The following is a 16,518-nucleotide window of genomic DNA, read 5'->3' on the forward strand; positions in this document are numbered from 1 at the left end:
CTCCAGGAACGCCATGCAACGATTGTGGTTATTGTTTGCGCAAGCGGTGACCATCGTGCTGGCACTGTATTTCGTTTATTCCGCCGTGCAGCCGGACTGGCAGCGCGCGCGGCCCGGCACGGTGCAACAGCTGGGCACGCCAACGCAGCCGGCTTCGGCCATGGTGGCGGCCCCCGCGCCCACGCCGAATTCGTTCCGCACGGCCGCCGGCCGCGCCATGCCGGCGGTGGTGAACATCCTGACGTCGAAGGCAATGCCGGACAAGCACCCATTGCTGCGCGATCCGTACTTCAAGCGCTTCTTTGGCGACCGCGACGGCGAAGAGGAAGAAGACGATTCGAACAGTCTGGGTTCCGGCGTGATCGTCAGCCCGGATGGCTACATCCTCACCAACTACCACGTGGTGGAAGCGGCGGACGAGATCGAGGCCGTGCTGGCCGATGGCCGCAAGGCTTCCGCCAAGCTGGTGGGCACGGACCCGGAAACCGACCTGGCCGTCATCAAGATCGAGCTGAAGCAGCTGCCGGCGATCATGCTCGGCAATGTGGACAGCGCGAAGGTGGGCGACGTGGTGCTGGCGATCGGCAATCCGTTCGGCGTGGGCCAGACGGTCACGATGGGCATCATCTCCGCATTGGGCCGCAACAACCTGCACATCAACCATTTCGAAAACTTCATCCAGACGGATGCGGCGATCAACTTCGGCAACTCGGGTGGTGCGCTGATCGATACCAATGGCAACCTGCTCGGGATCAATTCGGCGATCTATTCGCAGACGGGCGGCTCGGTGGGGATCGGCTTCGCCATTCCCGTCAGTACCGCCAAGACGGTGATGGAGTCGATCATCAAGAGCGGCCATGTGGTGCGTGGCTGGATCGGCGTGGAATCGCAGGAGATCACCCCCGAGCTGGCGCAAAGCTTTGGCCTGCAGCGCGACGCCGGCGCCATCATCGCCGGCGTGGTGCGCAACGGCCCGGCCGACAAGGCCGGCATGAAGCCGGGCGACATCCTGCTCTCCGTCGACGGCAAGCCGGTGCGCGACACGAACGAAATGCTGAACCTGATCGCTCAGCTCGAGCCGGGCGGCAAGGCCACCATGCGCGTGCTGCGCAAGAACCGCGAAGCCGAACTGGCCATCACCGTGGGCAAGCGCCCAGTCCCTAAAAAGTAGAGAATCCAATGCATTTGCGTGACCTGAACGGCTACCTGCAAGAGCTGGCCGAGAACAACAACCGTCCGTGGTTCGTGATGAACAAGCCGCGCTACGACATCCTGCGCGAGGAGTTCACGGAACTCGTGACACAGGTGATCGCGGCAACGGGCAGGTTCGATCCCGAAGTGAAGTACTGCAATCCGAAGAAGGCGATCTTCCGCATCAACCGCGACGTGCGCTTCGCCCATGACAAGCGGCCGTACAAGGACAATTTCTCGGCCGCGCTCGCGCCCAGCGACCTGCGCCGGCCGAGCCAGTCCGGCGGCCCCACCTATTACTTCCAGCTGAACGGCCACGGGCAGGTGCAGTTCGGCGCCGGCGAATACATGCCGCCGCCGCACCGGCTGCGCGCGCTGCGCCGGCACATGGTCGACGATGCGGCGGGTTTCAGGAAGGCGTTGAACAGCCGCGGCCTGAAGGCGACCTATGGCACCATCCAGAACGAAGGCAAGCTGCAGCGCCCGCCCAAGGGGTTCGACCCGGACCACGAGCACATCGAGTTCATCAAGCTGAAAAGCTTTTTCGTGTGGACCGACGTGGACCTGGACCTGAACGACCCGGATGCGCTGGTGCCGATGATCGCCGGGGGCTTCAAGGATGCGCTGCCGCTGGTGCAGTGGATGCGGGCCGCTAAGTCGGAGGAGGAGGAGCAGGCGGCGTAAGCCACTGTTCCAGGAATTCGACGCACACGCGCAGCCGGGCCGACGTCGACAGCCGCGACGGATAGATCGCCCACACGTCAGCCGGCTGTTCGTAATCCGGCAGGATGCGCACCAGTTCGCCGCGCCCGATCGCGGGCCCCACGTCCCAGATGGAGCGCAGGATGATGCCGTGGCCATCGAGCGCCCAGCCGTGCACCACTTCGCCATTGCTGGCCGACAGCGGGCCAGCCACCTTCACCGTTTCCCCGCCTTGCGGCCCCTGCAGCGTCCAGCGGCCGAAATCCTCGTTGCGTTCGCGGATCACGATACAGCGGTGCGCCGCCAGGGCCGCCAGCGTGGCCGGTGTGCCGTGCTCCGCCAGGTAAGCAGGCGCCGCGCACAGGACCCGCGCGTTGCGCGCGATGCGGCGCGAGATCAGGTGCGGTTCGTGGGCCTGGCCGACGCGGATGTCGAGGTGAAAATCCTCGCCGATCAGGTCGACGGAACGGTCCAGCAGCTCCAGCTGGATCTCCAGTGCCGGGTAGCGTTTCGCCAATGCGGACAACGCGGGCGACACCCTGTTGCGCCCGAAGCCGGAACTGGTGCAGATGCGCAACAGCCCGGCAGGCGCCATCTTCTCCGTGGAAACCGCGTCGCCCATCTGTTCCACGTCTTCCAGGATCCGCAGCGCCCAGCCGTGTACCACTTGCCCCTGCTCGGTCAGCGCCACGGTGCGGGTGGTGCGATGCAGCAGGCGCACACCGAGTGAATCTTCCAGCACGCCGATCCGCTTGCTGACGAACGCATTGGAAACGCCGAGCGTGCGGGCCGTGGCGGCAAAACTCTTCAGCCGCACGACGGTGCAGAACAATTGCAGGTCGTCCAGCGCAGGCAGATTCTTCACGATTCGTGAACAGTCGAGTAACGAAACAATAGATTATATCCAACCTGTAAATTCGCTATGCTGGGGCCATTCAACCAGGAGGATCCCATGAAAACGCAACGCATCGCCGTGATCGCCGGCGACGGCATCGGCAAGGAAGTCATGCCGGAAGGCCTGCGCACGCTGCACGCCGCGGCGCAACGCTTCGACCTGCCGCTGGAATTCACCACGTTCGAGTGGGCCAACTGCGATTACTACCAGCAGCACGGCAAGATGATGCCGGACGACTGGTTCGCGCAGTTGCGGGGCTTCGACGCGATCTACTTCGGCGCCGTGGGCTGGCCCGACACGGTGCCGGACCACGTATCGCTATGGGGTTCGCTGATCCAGTTCCGCCGCCAGTTCGACCAGTACGTGAACCTGCGCCCGGTGCGGCTGATGCCGGGCGTGCCATGCCCGCTGGCCAACAAGCAGCCGGGCGACATCGATTTCTACGTGGTGCGCGAGAATACCGAAGGCGAGTATTCGTCCGCCGGCGGCCGCCTGTTCGAAGGCACCGAGCGCGAGACGGTACTGCAGGAATCGGTGTTCACCCGCAAGGGCGTGGACCGGATCCTGAAGTACGCGTTCGAGCTGGCACAGTCGCGCCCGAAAAAGCACCTCACGTCGGCCACGAAATCGAACGGCATCTCGATCAGCATGCCTTACTGGGACGAACGCGTGAAAGCGATGGCGCCTGCCTATGCGGACGTGAAATGGGACCAGTACCACATCGACATCCTGTGCGCCCGCTTCGTGCTGAGCCCCGAGCGGTTCGATGTGGTGGTGGCATCGAACCTGTTCGGCGACATCCTGTCCGACCTGGGCCCGGCGTGCACGGGCACGATCGGCATCGCCCCATCGGCCAACCTGAACCCGGAGCGCACGCTGCCCTCGCTGTTCGAGCCGGTGCACGGCTCGGCACCGGACATCTACGGCCGGAACATCGCCAATCCGGTGGCGATGATCTGGAGCGGCGCGATGATGCTGGACTTCCTCGGCAACGGCGACGCGCGGTTCAAGGCCGCGCACGACGCCATCATGGCCGCCATCGAACAGGTGCTGCGCGACGGGCCGCATACGCCGGACATGCGCGGCCAGGCGTCGACCACGCAGATGGGCGAAGCCATCGCCGCCCTTCTCTGATCCCTGCCGGGATTCTGCCCTGCCCTGCCCGGCCTGCGCGCCGGCAGGCCGGGCCACGGCCCGCCGCAAACGCAGTTCATGTCGTCGAAATCGCCGTTCGTCGCATCCGCGTGGTGGATGGACGGCGCTCTCCCTATAGTTCAATCACCGCAGCGCACGACACCAACGCCGCACTGACTGAACAGCCCACAGGAGAGCATCATGAACATCGCCAAGCACATGGAATCGATCTTCCTCGCCACCCTCGTCATCGTCGGTGCGACCGGCATGGCCAGCGCCGCGGTTTCCCGGATCGGCCACGAAGCGCCGGAACCGAAGGTGTATGCCGTCGCGGTCGAGGGTGCGCCGATGGCGGTCGTGAAGGTCACCGCGAAACGCCTGAGCGCCGCTGAAAAAGCCGCGCTGTAAGCGCGGCCAGGGCGCCGTGAACCGGCACCGGGCCGGTCATCCTCCATGCTCGTCACGGCGCCTGCAGGGAAGCCTGCACGGGGGGTCTTCCAGCCGATGCCGCGGCAGCGCGCTGATCCCATCCCAGCACGATGCGCAGGTCGGTGCGGGCGGCAACCGGGGAGCCTTCCGCCAGGACCGTCGGTGCCGGCAAGCCAAGCCGGCGGGCCAGTTCCCGCGCCACGATGCCTGCCTCGACATTGCCCCGGTATTCGATGCGCGTTGCCGGCACGGCAAAGGGCTTCTCGTTGGTCAGCCGCACCGACTTCCATTCCGGGCCCGCCAGCTGGCGCTTCCACGCTGCCGCCATGCCGCGCGTGCCGTTGCCGTTACTGATCTCGAGCCGGACACCGCCGCGTTCGCCGGTGCCTTCCTCGTCGGCCCTGGCAAGCGGCCACGCCGTTCGCATCGGCACGGCAACCGCCGCTTCGACCCTGCGCACCTCGATCACGGCGCCTGCCTGCCGCAACTCCGTACGGGCGAGCCCCTCGGGCCATGGGCTGGGGCCGAACGCCGTGGGAGCCGTGGGAGCCGAGGCAATCGTGGCAACCGTGGAAGCCGTCGGAATCCCGGGAGCCGCGGTGCTGGGCGCCTGTCCATCCTTCAACGCATAGTCGCGGCGGATGTCATGCATGCGCAGCGTGCGCGCCTGCTTCATCATCTGCAGCGCGCGGTCCGTCTGGCCGAGCGCTTCGAGTACGGTGGCAAGGTGTTCCCACGCCACCGGCTGGAAAGGATCCAGCACACATGCCTTTTCCAGCATGGCCAGCGCCTCGTTCCGCTCGCCTTTCAGGTACAGCGCATAGCCCAGGTTGCCGAGCAAGAAGGCCTGCTTGGCCGCCGGCAAGACCGTGCCTTCGTCCACCAGGGGGCGCCACAGCGCGATGGCCGCGCTGTAGTTGCCGCGTTCGGCGTGCAGCACAGCCAGGCCATTGCGGGTATCGGCATGGCGCGGGTCGAGCCGCAATGCCGCGTCCCAGGCACGCTGCGCGGCAGCGTACCGGTGCCCCACATGCTCGGCGCGGCCGATCGCATAGTACCCGTCTGCCCCGACGACCGGCATCGGTGCCGGATGCCGTGTCACGACAGCCTGGCGGCCACTGCACGCCAGGAGCAGCGTGCCGGCGCATGCGACGGCGGCCAGCCGGCCGGTTTTCTTGATGGTGTTCATATCGACTCCGTTCATTACTGGCCGGACATCGCCGGCAGGACCACCCTGATCAGGCGGATGGCCGCAGGCCCCACCAGTACCATCATCAGCGCAGGAAACATGAAGAAGATCAGGGGAAACAGCAGCTTCAATCCGATCTTGGCCGCGGCCTCCTCAGCCTGCAGCGAGCGCTTGTGGCGCAGATTATCCGAGTGCACGCGCAGCGAGTCGCCCATGCTGGTACCGAAGCGCTCGGCCTGGATCAGCATGGCGACCAGCGTGTCCACGTCGTCCACGCCACTGCGCAGTGCGAAGTTGCGCAACGCCTTCTCCTTGGAGAAACCGGCCCGCATTTCCATCAGCACGAGCTGCAGCTCCTGCGCCAGCACGACGCTCTTGACGTCGATCTCGGCCGCCACCTTCGTCAGCGCCCGCTCCATCGACAGGCCCGCCTCGACACACACGGTCATCAGGTCGAGCGCATCGGGAATGTTTTCAAAGATCTCGCGCTGGCGCGAGGCAGCGGTACGGGACAGCACGAAGTTCGGCAGGTAATAGCCGAGCGCCGCGCCGGTGAACATCACCAGCAGGAAGCCCTGGCGCAGCAAGCCCCCCGTGCTGCCGGCCAGCACGAGCGCCAGCAACGCGGGGACGCAAAGCGACAGCACGGTCTTGGTAGCGAAATACAACGTGGGCGCGTGCGGACTGCGCCAGCCCGCGTTGATGAATTTCGTGCGCAATGGCGAACGTTCCCAGCCATCTTCCGGCAGCGACAGCTTCGTCAATGGCTTGGCCACGCGCACGACACGCTCGACCCAGACGCCCTCGCTGGCCGGTGCGCTTTCCTCCGGGGCATTGCGGAATGCATGCAGCCGCTTGCGCAACGCAGCGGGCGCGAAGATCGCCATTCCCGCCAGCGCCACGCCGGCCACGACGACGAATACGATCAACAGGAAAAACAGCTGGTGCCCGCTCATGCTCGAATCCTCACGATCTTGCGCATCCATAAAGCGCCGAACACCATCGAGGCGCCGGCGAACCACATCATCCGGATGCCAGTCGGATCGGTCCACAGCAAGCTGATGTAGCCATGGTTCGTCACGCTCATGAAGGCCAGCATGACGAGCGGCAGCAGGCCAAGGATCCAGGCCGACATGCGCCCCTCGGCCGACAGCACCCGCACCTGGCCCTGCAGTTTCAGCCGGGCCCGCGTCAGCCGGCTGATGTTGGCGAGCAGCTCAGCCAGGTTGCCGCCGGATTCGCGCTGGATCAGCACGGCCAGCACGAAGTAACGCAGGTCGGTCAGCGGAATCCGTGCGGCCAGGTTGTGCAGTGCCTCGTTCATCGGCGCGCCATAGTTGATTTCCTCGTAGGTGGCCTTGAATTCGGTGCCGATGGGTTCGGGAAGTTCGTCGCCCACCATCTTCAGCACATTGGCGAACGAGTGGCCGGCGCGCAGCGCGCGCGCCAGGAAGTCCGCCGCCTCGGGCAACTGGCTCTCGATTTTCTTGAGCCGCGTGGCGCGCAGGTGCAGCAGCAGGCCATAGGGCCCGCCGATGGCGCCAGCCAGCATCAGGCATGCCGGCAGCAGCGGCATGCCCAGGGCAGGCACCAGCAGCAGCGCCATGCCCAGCACGCCGGCGGACCTGACGAGGAATTGCCCTACCTGGCAGCGCAGGCCGGCCTGCAACAGCAGGCGATCGAGCAGCGCCAGTTGCGGGATGCCGTGCAGCCACTGGTCGAACTCGGCCGATGCGGCATAGCGGCGCTGCTTCAGGATGCTGATCCGTTCGCCGCCCTCGGCACGGCCGGACATCAGGTCGAGCCGGCGCGCTATGCGGCGCGCGCTCCGGCCGTGGCTGGTGCTCCACCACATCCACGCACCTTCCACCATGAAGATCACCGCGGCGAACAACAGCACCGCGAATGCAGTGAAGACCATGTCCATTGCGCTCTCCTATTCGAACACGCGGTCCGGATCGAATGCATTGTCGGGCACCGGCACGCCGAACATGGCCAGCCGTTCGGCAAAGCGCGGCCGCACGCCGGTGGCGAAGAAATGCCCCTTGACCTTGCCGTTCGCATCCACGCCGGTCTGCTCGAAACGGAAGATTTCATGCATGGCGATCACGTCCCCTTCCATGCCGGTGACTTCCTGCAGGCTGACCAGCTTGCGCGTGCCATCGGTCAGGCGCGACACCTGCAGCACCACGGTGATGGCCGACGCGATCTGCTGGCGCGTGGCGCGCGGCGTCAGGTTCAGGCCGGACATGCCCACCATGTTTTCCAGCCGCGCAAGCGCATCGCGCGGGGTGTTCGAGTGGATCGTCGCCAGCGATCCTTCATGGCCGGTATTCATCGCCTGCAGCATGTCCACCGCCTCGGCGCCGCGCACCTCGCCCAGGATGATGCGATCGGGCCGCATGCGCAGCGCATTGCGCACCAGTGCGCGCTGGTTCACCTCGCCCTTGCCTTCGATATTGGGTGGCCGGGTTTCCAGGCGCACCACGTGCGGCTGGCGCATGGCCAGCTCGGCGGCGTCCTCGATCGTCACGATCCGTTCGGCCGCCGGGATATAGCCCGACAGCACGTTCAGCAGCGTGGTCTTGCCGCTGCCCGTACCGCCCGAGATCAGGATGTTGACCTTGGCATGGCCCAGCGCCTGCAGCACCTGCATCATCGGTGGCGTGAGGCTCTTGTTCTCGATCAGGTTCTGCATCGACAGCGGATTGACGGAAAAGCGCCGGATCGACAGGATCGGACCATCCACCGCCAGCGGCGGAATGATCGCGTTGACACGCGAACCATCCGGCAGCCGTGCATCGACCATCGGGCTCGATTCGTCGACCCGACGCCCTACCCGGGACACGATCTTCTCGATGATCTTCATCAGGTGCGCATTGTCGTTGAAGGTCACATCCGTGAGCTCGAGCCGGCCGGCGCGTTCCACGTACACCTTTTCATGCGTATTGACGAGGATGTCGGAAACGCTGTTGTCGGACAGCAGCCGTTCCAGCGGGCCGAAGCCCAGCATTTCATGCTGGATGTCGAGCACCAGGTGATGGCGCTCGGTCTGGTTCAGCACGATCCGCTCATCTTCGATGATGCGCTGGACGAGCAGCGCCAGCTCATGCTTGAACTGCTCGGACGTCAACCGTTTCAGGCGCTCCAGGTCGATGCGGTCCAGGATCAGCTGGTGCATCATCGTCTTCAGCTCGCGGTAGGCGGCCTGCGACTGGGCAGGCAGCGCGGCGACGTTCTGGCGGGATTCCTCGGTCAGGGCAAGGCGTTCTCGCAAACTCATGGCGGTCTCCGTGATAATCAGATTTCAACTTCGCTGCGCCCGAACAGGCGGTCGAACAGGCCCTTTGTTTCCGGCACCCGGCGCTCCGTCAACACTTCCACCAGGTCGGCCAGGCTGCGTGCGACCGGGCTGCCGCGCGACAGCTGCAGCACGGGAATTCCCTGGTTGACCGAGTCGGTCGCCGACAGGTAATCGTTCGGCACGGTATGCATCACGTCGGCGCCCAGCGCCTGCTCCAGGTCCGCCAGCCGCAGCTTGCCGCCCTTTTCGTAGCGGTTGACGATCAGCCGCGTGCGCTCCGCCGGGTAGCCCAGCGAACGGAAGATATCGAGCAGCCGGCGCCCGTCGCGTATATCGGGCAACGCCAGCTGCAGCACCGGGTAGATCGCGTCGGCACCATCGAGCGCGCGCAGCGACAACGCGTCGATCTGGCGGCCTACATCCAGCACGATGAAGTCGTAGTGCTGGCGTGCCACGCGCAGGATCGTCTCCATGTGTTCCGGCTTCATGTCGGCCGCCTTGGCCGGATCGTCGGCGCCGGCCAGCACGCCGAAGTTCGGCGTCACGTGCACCAGGCAGGAATCGAGGAAGGCGCCATCCATGCGGTTGATCTGCGCGCACACGTCCGCCAGCGTCATCGCCGGCTTCTGGTCCGACACATACAGCGTGGCGTCGCCGAACTGGCCGTGCATGTCGATCACCAGCACCTTCTTGTCGGCCAGCGCGCCCAGCGCATAGGCGAAATTCGTCGCCAGGAACGTGGCGCCGCTGCCGCCCTTGCAGGCGATGAAGGCGAGCACCTTGCCATCGCGCATGCGCGTGACGCCGGTTTCGATCTCGACCCGGTCCATCGCCTCGTGGAAGGCCCGGTGCACCAGCGGCAGCTGCAGCACCTCGCGCATACCGGCGCGCATCGCGCGGATCAGCAGGTCCTGGTGTGCCTCGCGTGCCAGCAGCATGAAGCGTGCATTCGGGTATTGGCGCACGAGCCGCTCGACGATCTCCCACTCGCCCGGCTCCACATCGCCGGCATCGAAGATCACCATGTCGGGATGGTCGGCCAGCGGCCGTTCGGCGGCGTCGCGCACGCCCTGGCGCGACGCCACCAGTTGCAGTGCCGGCATCCGCGCCGACCCCTGGGCGGCAATCTCCGCATGCAGCAGGCTATCCTTGCTGATCATCAGCGCTTTCATCTATTTATCCTCCATTCATGCAATGTTGCGATTCGGGTACGAAGCCGAGCGACTCGGCCTTGACGACGGTGGCCGAGGGCGGCACCGTCAGGGAGTTAAAGCCGGGCACGATGCCGCTCAGCGACCGGTAGGCCAGCGGGGTACACGCACCGTTCGCATCGGCCTCGGTACAGATGCTCACGCGAACGAGGCGGATGCACGAGCCGCCATGGGGATCGCGGTTGCAGTTCACGACGTTCTGTGCGGGGCAAGCAGGCCTGGCGATGGGGCGGATCGTGCCATCCGTATCCTGGCCCAGGTATTCGATGTTGATCTGCGCAGGCCCGAGTTCGGGCAGGAGCGGCATCGGGCCATCGTCGGCGCGCAGCAAGGCATTCCGGCGCAGCGCAGCCATGTCCTCGATACGGGTGTAGTCCGTGACCGCCGCGGCGCGCGCCGCGACGCGTGTCACATCCTGCACCGCGTTGAGCATGTACATGACGCGCACGACCTCGAGCGTGCCGATGACCAGCACCAGGAAGATGAACATCACGAGCGCCAGCTCGACGATGACCACGCCGCGCTCAGTTCGTTGGGGGTGGGGGTGGGCGCACATAGGTTTGCCGGTAGGTAAAAGCCATGTTGTACTCTGGCTGGATGTTGTAGTTCGCGGTGCCCTCGAACAGGCTGTTGCCAAAGATCGTGTCGTAGAAGCGGATCGCTGCCTCGACCGAGACGAAGGTGAAATTGAAATCCGTGCAGGCGCTGTTGCCGCACTCCGCATCGATGCCATCCAGCGGCTGCAAGTCGAGGCCCGCAGACCGGGTGGATGTCCGCACATGCCGTTCAGCCAGAGCCCTGACGTTGCTGGCACCACCGACCAGGGTCGTCCGCGGCAGCGTGGCAACGATGCGCGTGGTGTCGGCCACGCTTTTCACAAGCGCGGTGGCGTGCCAGGTCAGGCGCCCGACCAGCACGATGATTCCCAGCAGGAGGATGCTGGTAAGGAGCACGAACACCATTTCGATGGCGGCCGTTCCCCGTTCGCGGCAAGGGTGGCGGTTCATGGGAACAGCTCCACGGGGCCGGCCAGCGAGCCCTCTTCGGCAAGGGGCACGACGCCGGCGAATTCGGCAGGGATTTCCGTGTCGGTCGCGGGTGCGGACAGGTAGAACCTGCCATAGGCCAGCACGGTGGCCTCGTTGTCGTTTTCCGGACAGCGCAGCAGCGGAACATGCATCAGGCGCCGGCCCCGCAGGGACGGTCCGGCATCCGGCTTGATGTAATAAGACGCGGATAAGGTTGTGTAGTGATAAGGCCCGGTCGGCAACCAGCCGGTGCCAAATGTCATGTACGGTGCGCTGACACTGGGGGTCGATGGATACAGCATGTTCCACGATGCCTGGTATCGGATGTTCTCCGAGGTGCGCGGGCTATGGAACGCCCAGCGGGTACCGTATTGCGCCGCCGTGGGCTTGAACGCTCCGTTGAGCTCGGAAAACGGCCGGTCGGCCACCGTGGCGAGCCCACCGTCGACGATTGCCGGCTGGGCGCTCACCTGCGTCGTGGCCGCCTGCCAGGTGACGCTCCTGAACACCTTGATATTCTGGTCCGGCGGTGCGCCGAAGCGGTTGCAGGCTGGGGCGCCGCCCGCCGTGTCATATTGATTGAAGCGTGAATTGATCTGCCGCCACAGGGCGAATGGCCCTTTCACCGCGGGATCCTGCTTGCGCACGTTGAGGCCACGGTTGCCTATCCGGGAATACGCAACCGTGCCCGAGCACATGAACGACGCCATGATGTCGTTCGTCTTCTCTGCATTCATGCCCGTCGGTCCGGTCGGCGTAAGCGGATCGACGTGGTAGTACACGGGCTGGGTCCCGTTGGGGTTCAGGTTGAGCAGGTTGTAGGTGATTCCCGCGCGAAAGCCGTAGGCCACCTGCTCCGTCAGGGCGCTCGGGGCGACACCGTTGAGGCGGATCGTCAGTGCCTGGTTGCTGCGTGCGCAGATGGCCAGCGGCATCACGTTCAGCGAACCACGGCCGGCAACGGCCACCGGCCGCACATCGAATGCCTCGGTGCTCCCCAACAACCCCATCAGCAAGGGCTGGACCTGGCGCATCGCATCGGGCAGCGCGCCCATGTCGACTCGGACATACAACAGCTCGGCAGGAGCCGCTTGCGCAGCCGCCACGTTCCGCCACGCACTGGCTTCGGCACGGGGATCGCCACTGAAGCGCAGGGCCGCTGCCACTCCGGCGCTGCCGGCGGCGAAAACAACAGGTAGCGTTTTCGCGATGTTCGCCGCTTCCGCGACAGCCGCGTTCACGCCGGCAACCGTGCCGTTCAAATGGTGTGCCGCGCTAATGGCGATATTGTCGGCGGCAGCCTGCAACTGGGCGCGGCGCAGGTACACCAGGCCCAGGTCGACCACCAGGCCGCTGAAGCCCAGGATGAACGTGACCATCAACGCGTACATGATCATGACCACGCCGCGCTGGCGGTGCGCGGTGGCTGGCAGCCGTTTCATTTGGAACCTATCCCGATGGTGAATACCGGCGGCGCCGGCGGCTCGGCGAACGAGTTCTGGTAGCGCTTCTGGGCCGCGGCCGCGGCCTGGCCATCCAGGCCGGCGGCCGGGCGGGTGTCGCGGCCCGCGTCGGGGTTGATCACTTGCCGGGCGAACGCCGCGCGTGTCGCATCGCCGAAGCGGGCATCCCACTGCGGCGTCGTGCGCGAAATGGGGCCGCCGCAGCCGGCAAGCGAGCAGCAGCAGAAGAGTACTGCCATGGTCAGGCTGGTTTTCATCGATTCCTCCTTATTTCAGCTGGAAGCCGGAACCTTGCGCGGGCGCGGGCGCGGCCGCCGGGGTGACGGCACGCGTGCGCGATTCCATCCTGCCTTGCATGAACAGCTCGCCGCCGCGGGCCGGCTGCAACGCATCGGTAGGCAGGGCCACGCTCGAGGGCAGCGGCTTGACGAGATGCGCCGTGACCACGAACAGCAGTTCGGTGCGGTCCTGCTGGAAGTCGGTGCTGCGGAACAGCGAACCCAGCACGGGGACTTCACCCAGCAGGGGCAGCGCGTCGATGTTGCTGACCTGGTTATTGCGGATCAGGCCGCCGATTGCGAAGCTCTGGCCGTCGAACAGCTGTACCGTCGTGGTGGCGCGGCGGGTCGTGATCAAAGGCATGATCGCCCCGCCGGTGAATCCGTTGGCGCTGATGCCGACGCCCTCGCGGGACAGTTCCGACACTTCGGGCGCCACTTTCAGACTGATCCGGCCACCAGCGAGCACCGTCGGCGTGAAGCGCAGGCCTACGCCGAACTCCTTTTCTTCCAGCGATACCTTGTTGTTGTCCTGGGCGACCGGGATGAAAATCTTGCCGCCAGCCAGGAAGCTGCCTTCCTGGCCGCTGATCGCCATCACCGTCGGCTCGGCCAGCAGACGCACCAGCCCCTGGTCGCGCTGGGCATCGAGGCGCAGCGCGTTCGCCGGCGACTTGGCCAGGCTGACGCCGCCCTTCAACGTCCCGCTGAGGAAGTTCGATACCAGCGAAGCCGTCCATTCACCGCCGCGCAAGCGCATGGCAGTGCCGGCTTCGAGCTTGTCGAGCAAGGTTTTCGACACCTCGGCGATCTTCACCTCCAGCATCACCTGCTGTGGTGCGCTCACGCCCAGCAGGTTGACGACGCGCGTGCTGGCGCCGGCGGCTTGTGTGGTGCTGCTTTCGCGCTCATTGCCGGCCAGCGGCTTTGCCGGCTGCCGTACATACGCCTGGGCCAGTTCCAGGACGCGGGCCAGCGTCGAGCCATCCGCTACCGTGCCGCTGAGCACCAGCGTGTCCGCGGCGGCAGTGACCCGGATATCCTTCTCGTCCGGCAGCAGCGCGGCCAGGGTACCCTGCAGTGCCGAAGGGTCCATCGCCACGGTCACTTCGATCACGCTGCAGGCGCCGCTTTTGCCCTGCACGATCATGTTGGTGCTGCCGATGTCCACGCCTGCCAGGTACAGCGTATCGGGTGCCACCGCCATCGCCTGCAGCACGGCCGGGTTGCCGACACTGCGGCTGACGATCGGTTCCGGCAACCGCATCAGCGTGGATTTGCCGAGTTGCAGGGCCATCTGGCCCGGCACGGCAGCCTTGCCGCGGCAGCGTGGGCCATCGACGCGCTCGAGCGCGGCCGACTTGCGGGGCGCGGCGTTCGCGACGACGGGTGCTGCCGCGGTGGCGGCCGGCGGCAAGGTCGACAGAGCCGGCACGGTTTCGGCATGCGCTGCTGCCGACAGGCCGGCAAGCAGTATGGTGGAGTACAGTTTCATGATGGCATCCTTACAGGCACTCTTGATGGCTACGCAGGCCAGCAATGGTGCCGATGCAGTGGCGATGTGAGGCAGCGCTCGCCTGGCGTACCGTCGCACGCGACGGTGCTGGCGGCGCAGCAGGCTTGATCGGTTCCGGGGTAACGAGGCCGAGCAGGGTGTTCTTCGTTGCGCCGGCGGTCGTGCCGGGGTTCGGGTCGACCTGGTTGCGCAACACGAGGGAGAGGCTGCCGACGCTGCGTGCCAGGTCCAGCTTTTCCGCCTGTTCGGGCGACACCTCCAGCGTGACGGCATTGACGACGCGGGGCTTGGTATCGTCACGCCCCACTTCCTGCGCGACCGCCAGCACAAGGATCCGCTCCAGTACGATCTTCGAAATCGCGCTGCTCTCGCTGGCGGTGCCGGCATCGGCCTGGGTGCTGACGAGGATATCGACGAAATTGCCGGGTAGCGCAAAGCCAGCCACGCCGACCACGTCGTTGACGCGCACGGTGATCGCGCGCTTGCCTTCGGTGATCAAGGCCGAGAGGCCGCCCAGCGTGCCGGCCGGGGCCAGCTTTGCTTCCGTCAGCGGTTCCCCGCGCAGCACGCTGGTTTTCAGCACCCGCCCGGACAGTTGCAGCGGATCGCGCAATGCCCCGACCGGCAGGCTGCCGGCCGGCCAGTCGGACAGTTTCACCATTTCCGGCCCCAGGCGCTGCCCAAGGCTGACATCGGTGGTTGCCACGACGACGCGGGTGGCATTGCCCGGCGCCTGCCCCAGCAGCCAGCGTGACGCCAGGGCGACTGCGGCAAGGCCAAGCACGATGGCGAAGGCCATCATCATGTAAGCACGGCGATTTTTCATTCGATCCTCTCGAACAGGTTGGTATCGGTAAAACCGGCGAACTGCACGCCGGTGATGGCAAACATGCTTGACCAGGCCTGGTCGACGGTGGCAACCGAGACGGCAGGCGATTGGCCGGTGAATGCGGCAAAGTCGGCAATGCGCGACAGGATGTCGCGCGGGAAACTGGCGAGCAGCGGCTGCCCGCTGCCCTGGTGAAGCTCCTCGATCAGGTAGCCCAGCGCCACCTCGTCGGGCACGATGCGCATGGCGCGGCACTGCTGGCGGAACAGCATGCGATAGGCGGTTTCGCCGATCGGCCCCACATGCACCTTGTAGCCCAGCCGGCGCAGCGACGAGGGATCGAGCACCGCCTGCGGTTCCAGGCTGGTAACAAAGATCATCGTCACATCGAACGGCACGGAAAACTTGCGGCCGCCTTGCAGCGCCAGTTGCTCGGTCCCCGTGTCGAGCGGCTGCGTGAAGCGGTTCAGCAATTCGGCGGCCGGTACCCGCTGCCGGCCCAGGTCGTCCACGATGAACAGTCCACCAGCCGCCTTCACTTGCGGCGGCGCCTGGTAACTGCCGGAGAACGGGTCGTGGCGCAGGTCCAGCATGTCCAGGGCCAGTTCGGCCCCCATGTGCAGCACGGGGCGGCCGCACACTGCCCAGCGGCTGTCGGTACTGCGCCGCTCGCCCATCGGACGAGGCGCCTGTGCCGGCGGCGGCTGGTGGATCGCGCTGTCGTACACCTGCACGATTTCCTGGCCCACGACAACCGCGTACGGAACACCGACCGTGCCCTGCAGCAACCGGCCAAGCCGGCGCGCCAGCGTGGTCTTGCCGCTGCCGGAGGGGCCATGCAGCAGCAGCGAACGGTGCGCATGCAAGGCGGCCCCCACCAGTTCCCGCACCTGGGCAGGCAGGCAGTCGTCGGCAAACTCCGCGGTGACGGCTTGTGCCGCGACCGGTGGCAACAAGGCAGATTGCCGTTGCAGCAGGGTCCGGTACTCGTCCAGCGGCACCGGCGCGGGACCGCAGTATGGGCTGCGCTCGAGCCAGGCGGCGGTGCGCTGCCGGCCGGCCGATGTCAGCTGGTATTGCACGTCGATGTCGGCATCGCCACGCCATGCCACTTCGGCCAGCTGCTCGGCCACCATGAAGTCGAGCACTTCGCGCAGCACGTTGATCGACAGTCGCAGCCGGGTTGTCAGTACTGGGAGGTGAGTCTTGCCGGAGCTGAACAGATGCTTGGCCACCAATTCGGCAAGCAGGCTCAGCTCCAGCCCGGTCTCGCGTACCGTTTTCGGCTGTGGGGGCAGTTGAGTTTGCCCATCGGTACGTTCGCCTGCGGGTGTGGGAAGGTCTGACAT

The 16,518-nt window shown here is 65.9% G+C and carries 17 protein-coding genes; 4 read left to right on the forward strand and 13 right to left on the reverse strand.

Annotation, left to right across the window (positions count from 1 at the left end):
- Window positions 1-13 precede the first annotated feature (13 nt).
- Both ACY65G_RS22990 and ACY65G_RS22995 read left to right on the forward strand, forming a co-directional pair.
- Window positions 14-1,171, forward strand: a complete 1,158-nt coding sequence (locus ACY65G_RS22990) for a S1C family serine protease (protein WP_464999615.1) — start codon at window positions 14-16, stop codon at window positions 1,169-1,171.
- Between the two features lie 8 nt (window positions 1,172-1,179).
- The gene (locus ACY65G_RS22995) at window positions 1,180-1,875 is read left to right on the forward strand and encodes a DUF2461 domain-containing protein (protein WP_464999616.1); all 696 of its coding nucleotides are present in this window, start codon (window positions 1,180-1,182) and stop codon (window positions 1,873-1,875) included.
- Here the strand turns inward: ACY65G_RS22995 and ACY65G_RS23000 are convergent.
- Window positions 1,844-2,758, reverse strand: a complete 915-nt coding sequence (locus ACY65G_RS23000; RefSeq protein ID WP_464999617.1) for a LysR substrate-binding domain-containing protein — start codon at window positions 2,756-2,758, stop codon at window positions 1,844-1,846. The two genes, ACY65G_RS22995 and ACY65G_RS23000, sit on opposite strands and share 32 nt — an antisense overlap.
- An 87-nt stretch (window positions 2,759-2,845) precedes the next feature.
- Between ACY65G_RS23000 and ACY65G_RS23005 the strand changes: the two genes are divergently transcribed.
- On the forward strand, window positions 2,846-3,922 hold the full coding sequence (locus ACY65G_RS23005; protein ID WP_464999618.1) for a tartrate dehydrogenase: 1,077 nt from the start codon (window positions 2,846-2,848) through the stop codon (window positions 3,920-3,922).
- 201 nt (window positions 3,923-4,123) lie between these two features.
- A complete protein-coding gene (locus ACY65G_RS23010) occupies window positions 4,124-4,330 on the forward strand; it encodes a hypothetical protein (protein WP_464999619.1) in 207 nt (68 codons plus the stop codon).
- A gap of 52 nt (window positions 4,331-4,382) precedes the next feature.
- Here the strand turns inward: ACY65G_RS23010 and ACY65G_RS23015 are convergent, their stop codons facing one another.
- From ACY65G_RS23015 to ACY65G_RS23070, 12 genes are read right to left on the reverse strand one after another with little or no spacing between them, the layout of a single operon-like run.
- Window positions 4,383-5,540, reverse strand: a complete 1,158-nt coding sequence (locus tag ACY65G_RS23015; protein ID WP_464999620.1) for a LytR C-terminal domain-containing protein — start codon at window positions 5,538-5,540, stop codon at window positions 4,383-4,385.
- 14 nt (window positions 5,541-5,554) lie between these two features.
- Complete coding sequence (locus ACY65G_RS23020; RefSeq protein ID WP_464999621.1) at window positions 5,555-6,496, reverse strand: type II secretion system F family protein; 942 nt, start codon at window positions 6,494-6,496, stop codon at window positions 5,555-5,557.
- Entirely contained in the window at window positions 6,493-7,467 is a 975-nt protein-coding gene (locus ACY65G_RS23025) for a type II secretion system F family protein (RefSeq protein WP_464999622.1), read from the reverse strand. The genes ACY65G_RS23020 and ACY65G_RS23025 overlap by 4 nt, the downstream gene beginning before the upstream one ends.
- A gap of 9 nt (window positions 7,468-7,476) precedes the next feature.
- Window positions 7,477-8,823 (reverse strand): CpaF family protein, encoded by a 1,347-nt coding sequence (locus tag ACY65G_RS23030; protein WP_464999623.1) that lies wholly within the window; start codon window positions 8,821-8,823, stop codon window positions 7,477-7,479.
- Between the two features lie 17 nt (window positions 8,824-8,840).
- A complete protein-coding gene (locus ACY65G_RS23035) occupies window positions 8,841-10,016 on the reverse strand; it encodes an AAA family ATPase (RefSeq protein ID WP_464999624.1) in 1,176 nt (391 codons plus the stop codon).
- A gap of 4 nt (window positions 10,017-10,020) precedes the next feature.
- On the reverse strand, window positions 10,021-10,572 hold the full coding sequence (locus tag ACY65G_RS23040; protein WP_464999625.1) for a TadE family protein: 552 nt from the start codon (window positions 10,570-10,572) through the stop codon (window positions 10,021-10,023).
- A 7-nt stretch (window positions 10,573-10,579) separates the two neighbouring features.
- The gene (locus ACY65G_RS23045) at window positions 10,580-11,062 is read right to left on the reverse strand and encodes a TadE/TadG family type IV pilus assembly protein (RefSeq protein ID WP_464999626.1); all 483 of its coding nucleotides are present in this window, start codon (window positions 11,060-11,062) and stop codon (window positions 10,580-10,582) included.
- Window positions 11,059-12,525 carry a pilus assembly protein TadG-related protein gene (locus ACY65G_RS23050; protein WP_464999627.1) on the reverse strand — a complete coding sequence of 489 codons (1,467 nt, stop codon included), beginning with the start codon at window positions 12,523-12,525 and terminating at the stop codon, window positions 11,059-11,061. Before ACY65G_RS23050 ends, ACY65G_RS23045 begins: the two co-directional genes overlap by 4 nt.
- Window positions 12,522-12,803, reverse strand: coding sequence for a hypothetical protein (locus ACY65G_RS23055; protein ID WP_464999628.1), 282 nt, complete (start codon window positions 12,801-12,803; stop codon window positions 12,522-12,524). Before ACY65G_RS23055 ends, ACY65G_RS23050 begins: the two co-directional genes overlap by 4 nt.
- A gap of 10 nt (window positions 12,804-12,813) precedes the next feature.
- Window positions 12,814-14,319, reverse strand: a complete 1,506-nt coding sequence (locus ACY65G_RS23060; protein ID WP_464999629.1) for a type II and III secretion system protein family protein — start codon at window positions 14,317-14,319, stop codon at window positions 12,814-12,816.
- A 10-nt stretch (window positions 14,320-14,329) separates the two neighbouring features.
- A complete protein-coding gene (gene cpaB / locus ACY65G_RS23065) occupies window positions 14,330-15,166 on the reverse strand; it encodes a Flp pilus assembly protein CpaB (RefSeq protein ID WP_464999630.1) in 837 nt (278 codons plus the stop codon).
- A complete protein-coding gene (locus ACY65G_RS23070) occupies window positions 15,163-16,518 on the reverse strand; it encodes an ATP-binding protein (RefSeq protein ID WP_464999631.1) in 1,356 nt (451 codons plus the stop codon). The genes cpaB and ACY65G_RS23070 overlap by 4 nt, the downstream gene beginning before the upstream one ends.

The organism is Pseudoduganella sp. jia 12 (assembly GCF_055502675.1).

Coding starts and splice junctions, on each gene's coding strand:
- ACY65G_RS22990 (WP_464999615.1), top strand. CDS start 14: ATGCAACGATTGTGGTTATTGTTTGCGCAAGCGGTGACCATCGTGCTG.
- ACY65G_RS22995 (WP_464999616.1), top strand. CDS start 1,180: ATGCATTTGCGTGACCTGAACGGCTACCTGCAAGAGCTGGCCGAGAAC.
- ACY65G_RS23005 (WP_464999618.1), top strand. CDS start 2,846: ATGAAAACGCAACGCATCGCCGTGATCGCCGGCGACGGCATCGGCAAG.
- ACY65G_RS23010 (WP_464999619.1), top strand. CDS start 4,124: ATGAACATCGCCAAGCACATGGAATCGATCTTCCTCGCCACCCTCGTC.
- ACY65G_RS23015 (WP_464999620.1), bottom strand. CDS start 5,540: ATGAACACCATCAAGAAAACCGGCCGGCTGGCCGCCGTCGCATGCGCC.
- ACY65G_RS23020 (WP_464999621.1), bottom strand. CDS start 6,496: ATGAGCGGGCACCAGCTGTTTTTCCTGTTGATCGTATTCGTCGTCGTG.
- ACY65G_RS23025 (WP_464999622.1), bottom strand. CDS start 7,467: ATGGACATGGTCTTCACTGCATTCGCGGTGCTGTTGTTCGCCGCGGTG.
- ACY65G_RS23030 (WP_464999623.1), bottom strand. CDS start 8,823: ATGAGTTTGCGAGAACGCCTTGCCCTGACCGAGGAATCCCGCCAGAAC.
- ACY65G_RS23035 (WP_464999624.1), bottom strand. CDS start 10,016: ATGAAAGCGCTGATGATCAGCAAGGATAGCCTGCTGCATGCGGAGATT.
- ACY65G_RS23045 (WP_464999626.1), bottom strand. CDS start 11,062: ATGAACCGCCACCCTTGCCGCGAACGGGGAACGGCCGCCATCGAAATG.
- ACY65G_RS23050 (WP_464999627.1), bottom strand. CDS start 12,525: ATGAAACGGCTGCCAGCCACCGCGCACCGCCAGCGCGGCGTGGTCATG.
- ACY65G_RS23055 (WP_464999628.1), bottom strand. CDS start 12,803: ATGAAAACCAGCCTGACCATGGCAGTACTCTTCTGCTGCTGCTCGCTT.
- ACY65G_RS23060 (WP_464999629.1), bottom strand. CDS start 14,319: ATGAAACTGTACTCCACCATACTGCTTGCCGGCCTGTCGGCAGCAGCG.
- cpaB (WP_464999630.1), bottom strand. CDS start 15,166: ATGAAAAATCGCCGTGCTTACATGATGATGGCCTTCGCCATCGTGCTT.
- ACY65G_RS23070 (WP_464999631.1), bottom strand. CDS start 16,518: ATGTCAGACCTTCCCACACCCGCAGGCGAACGTACCGATGGGCAAACT.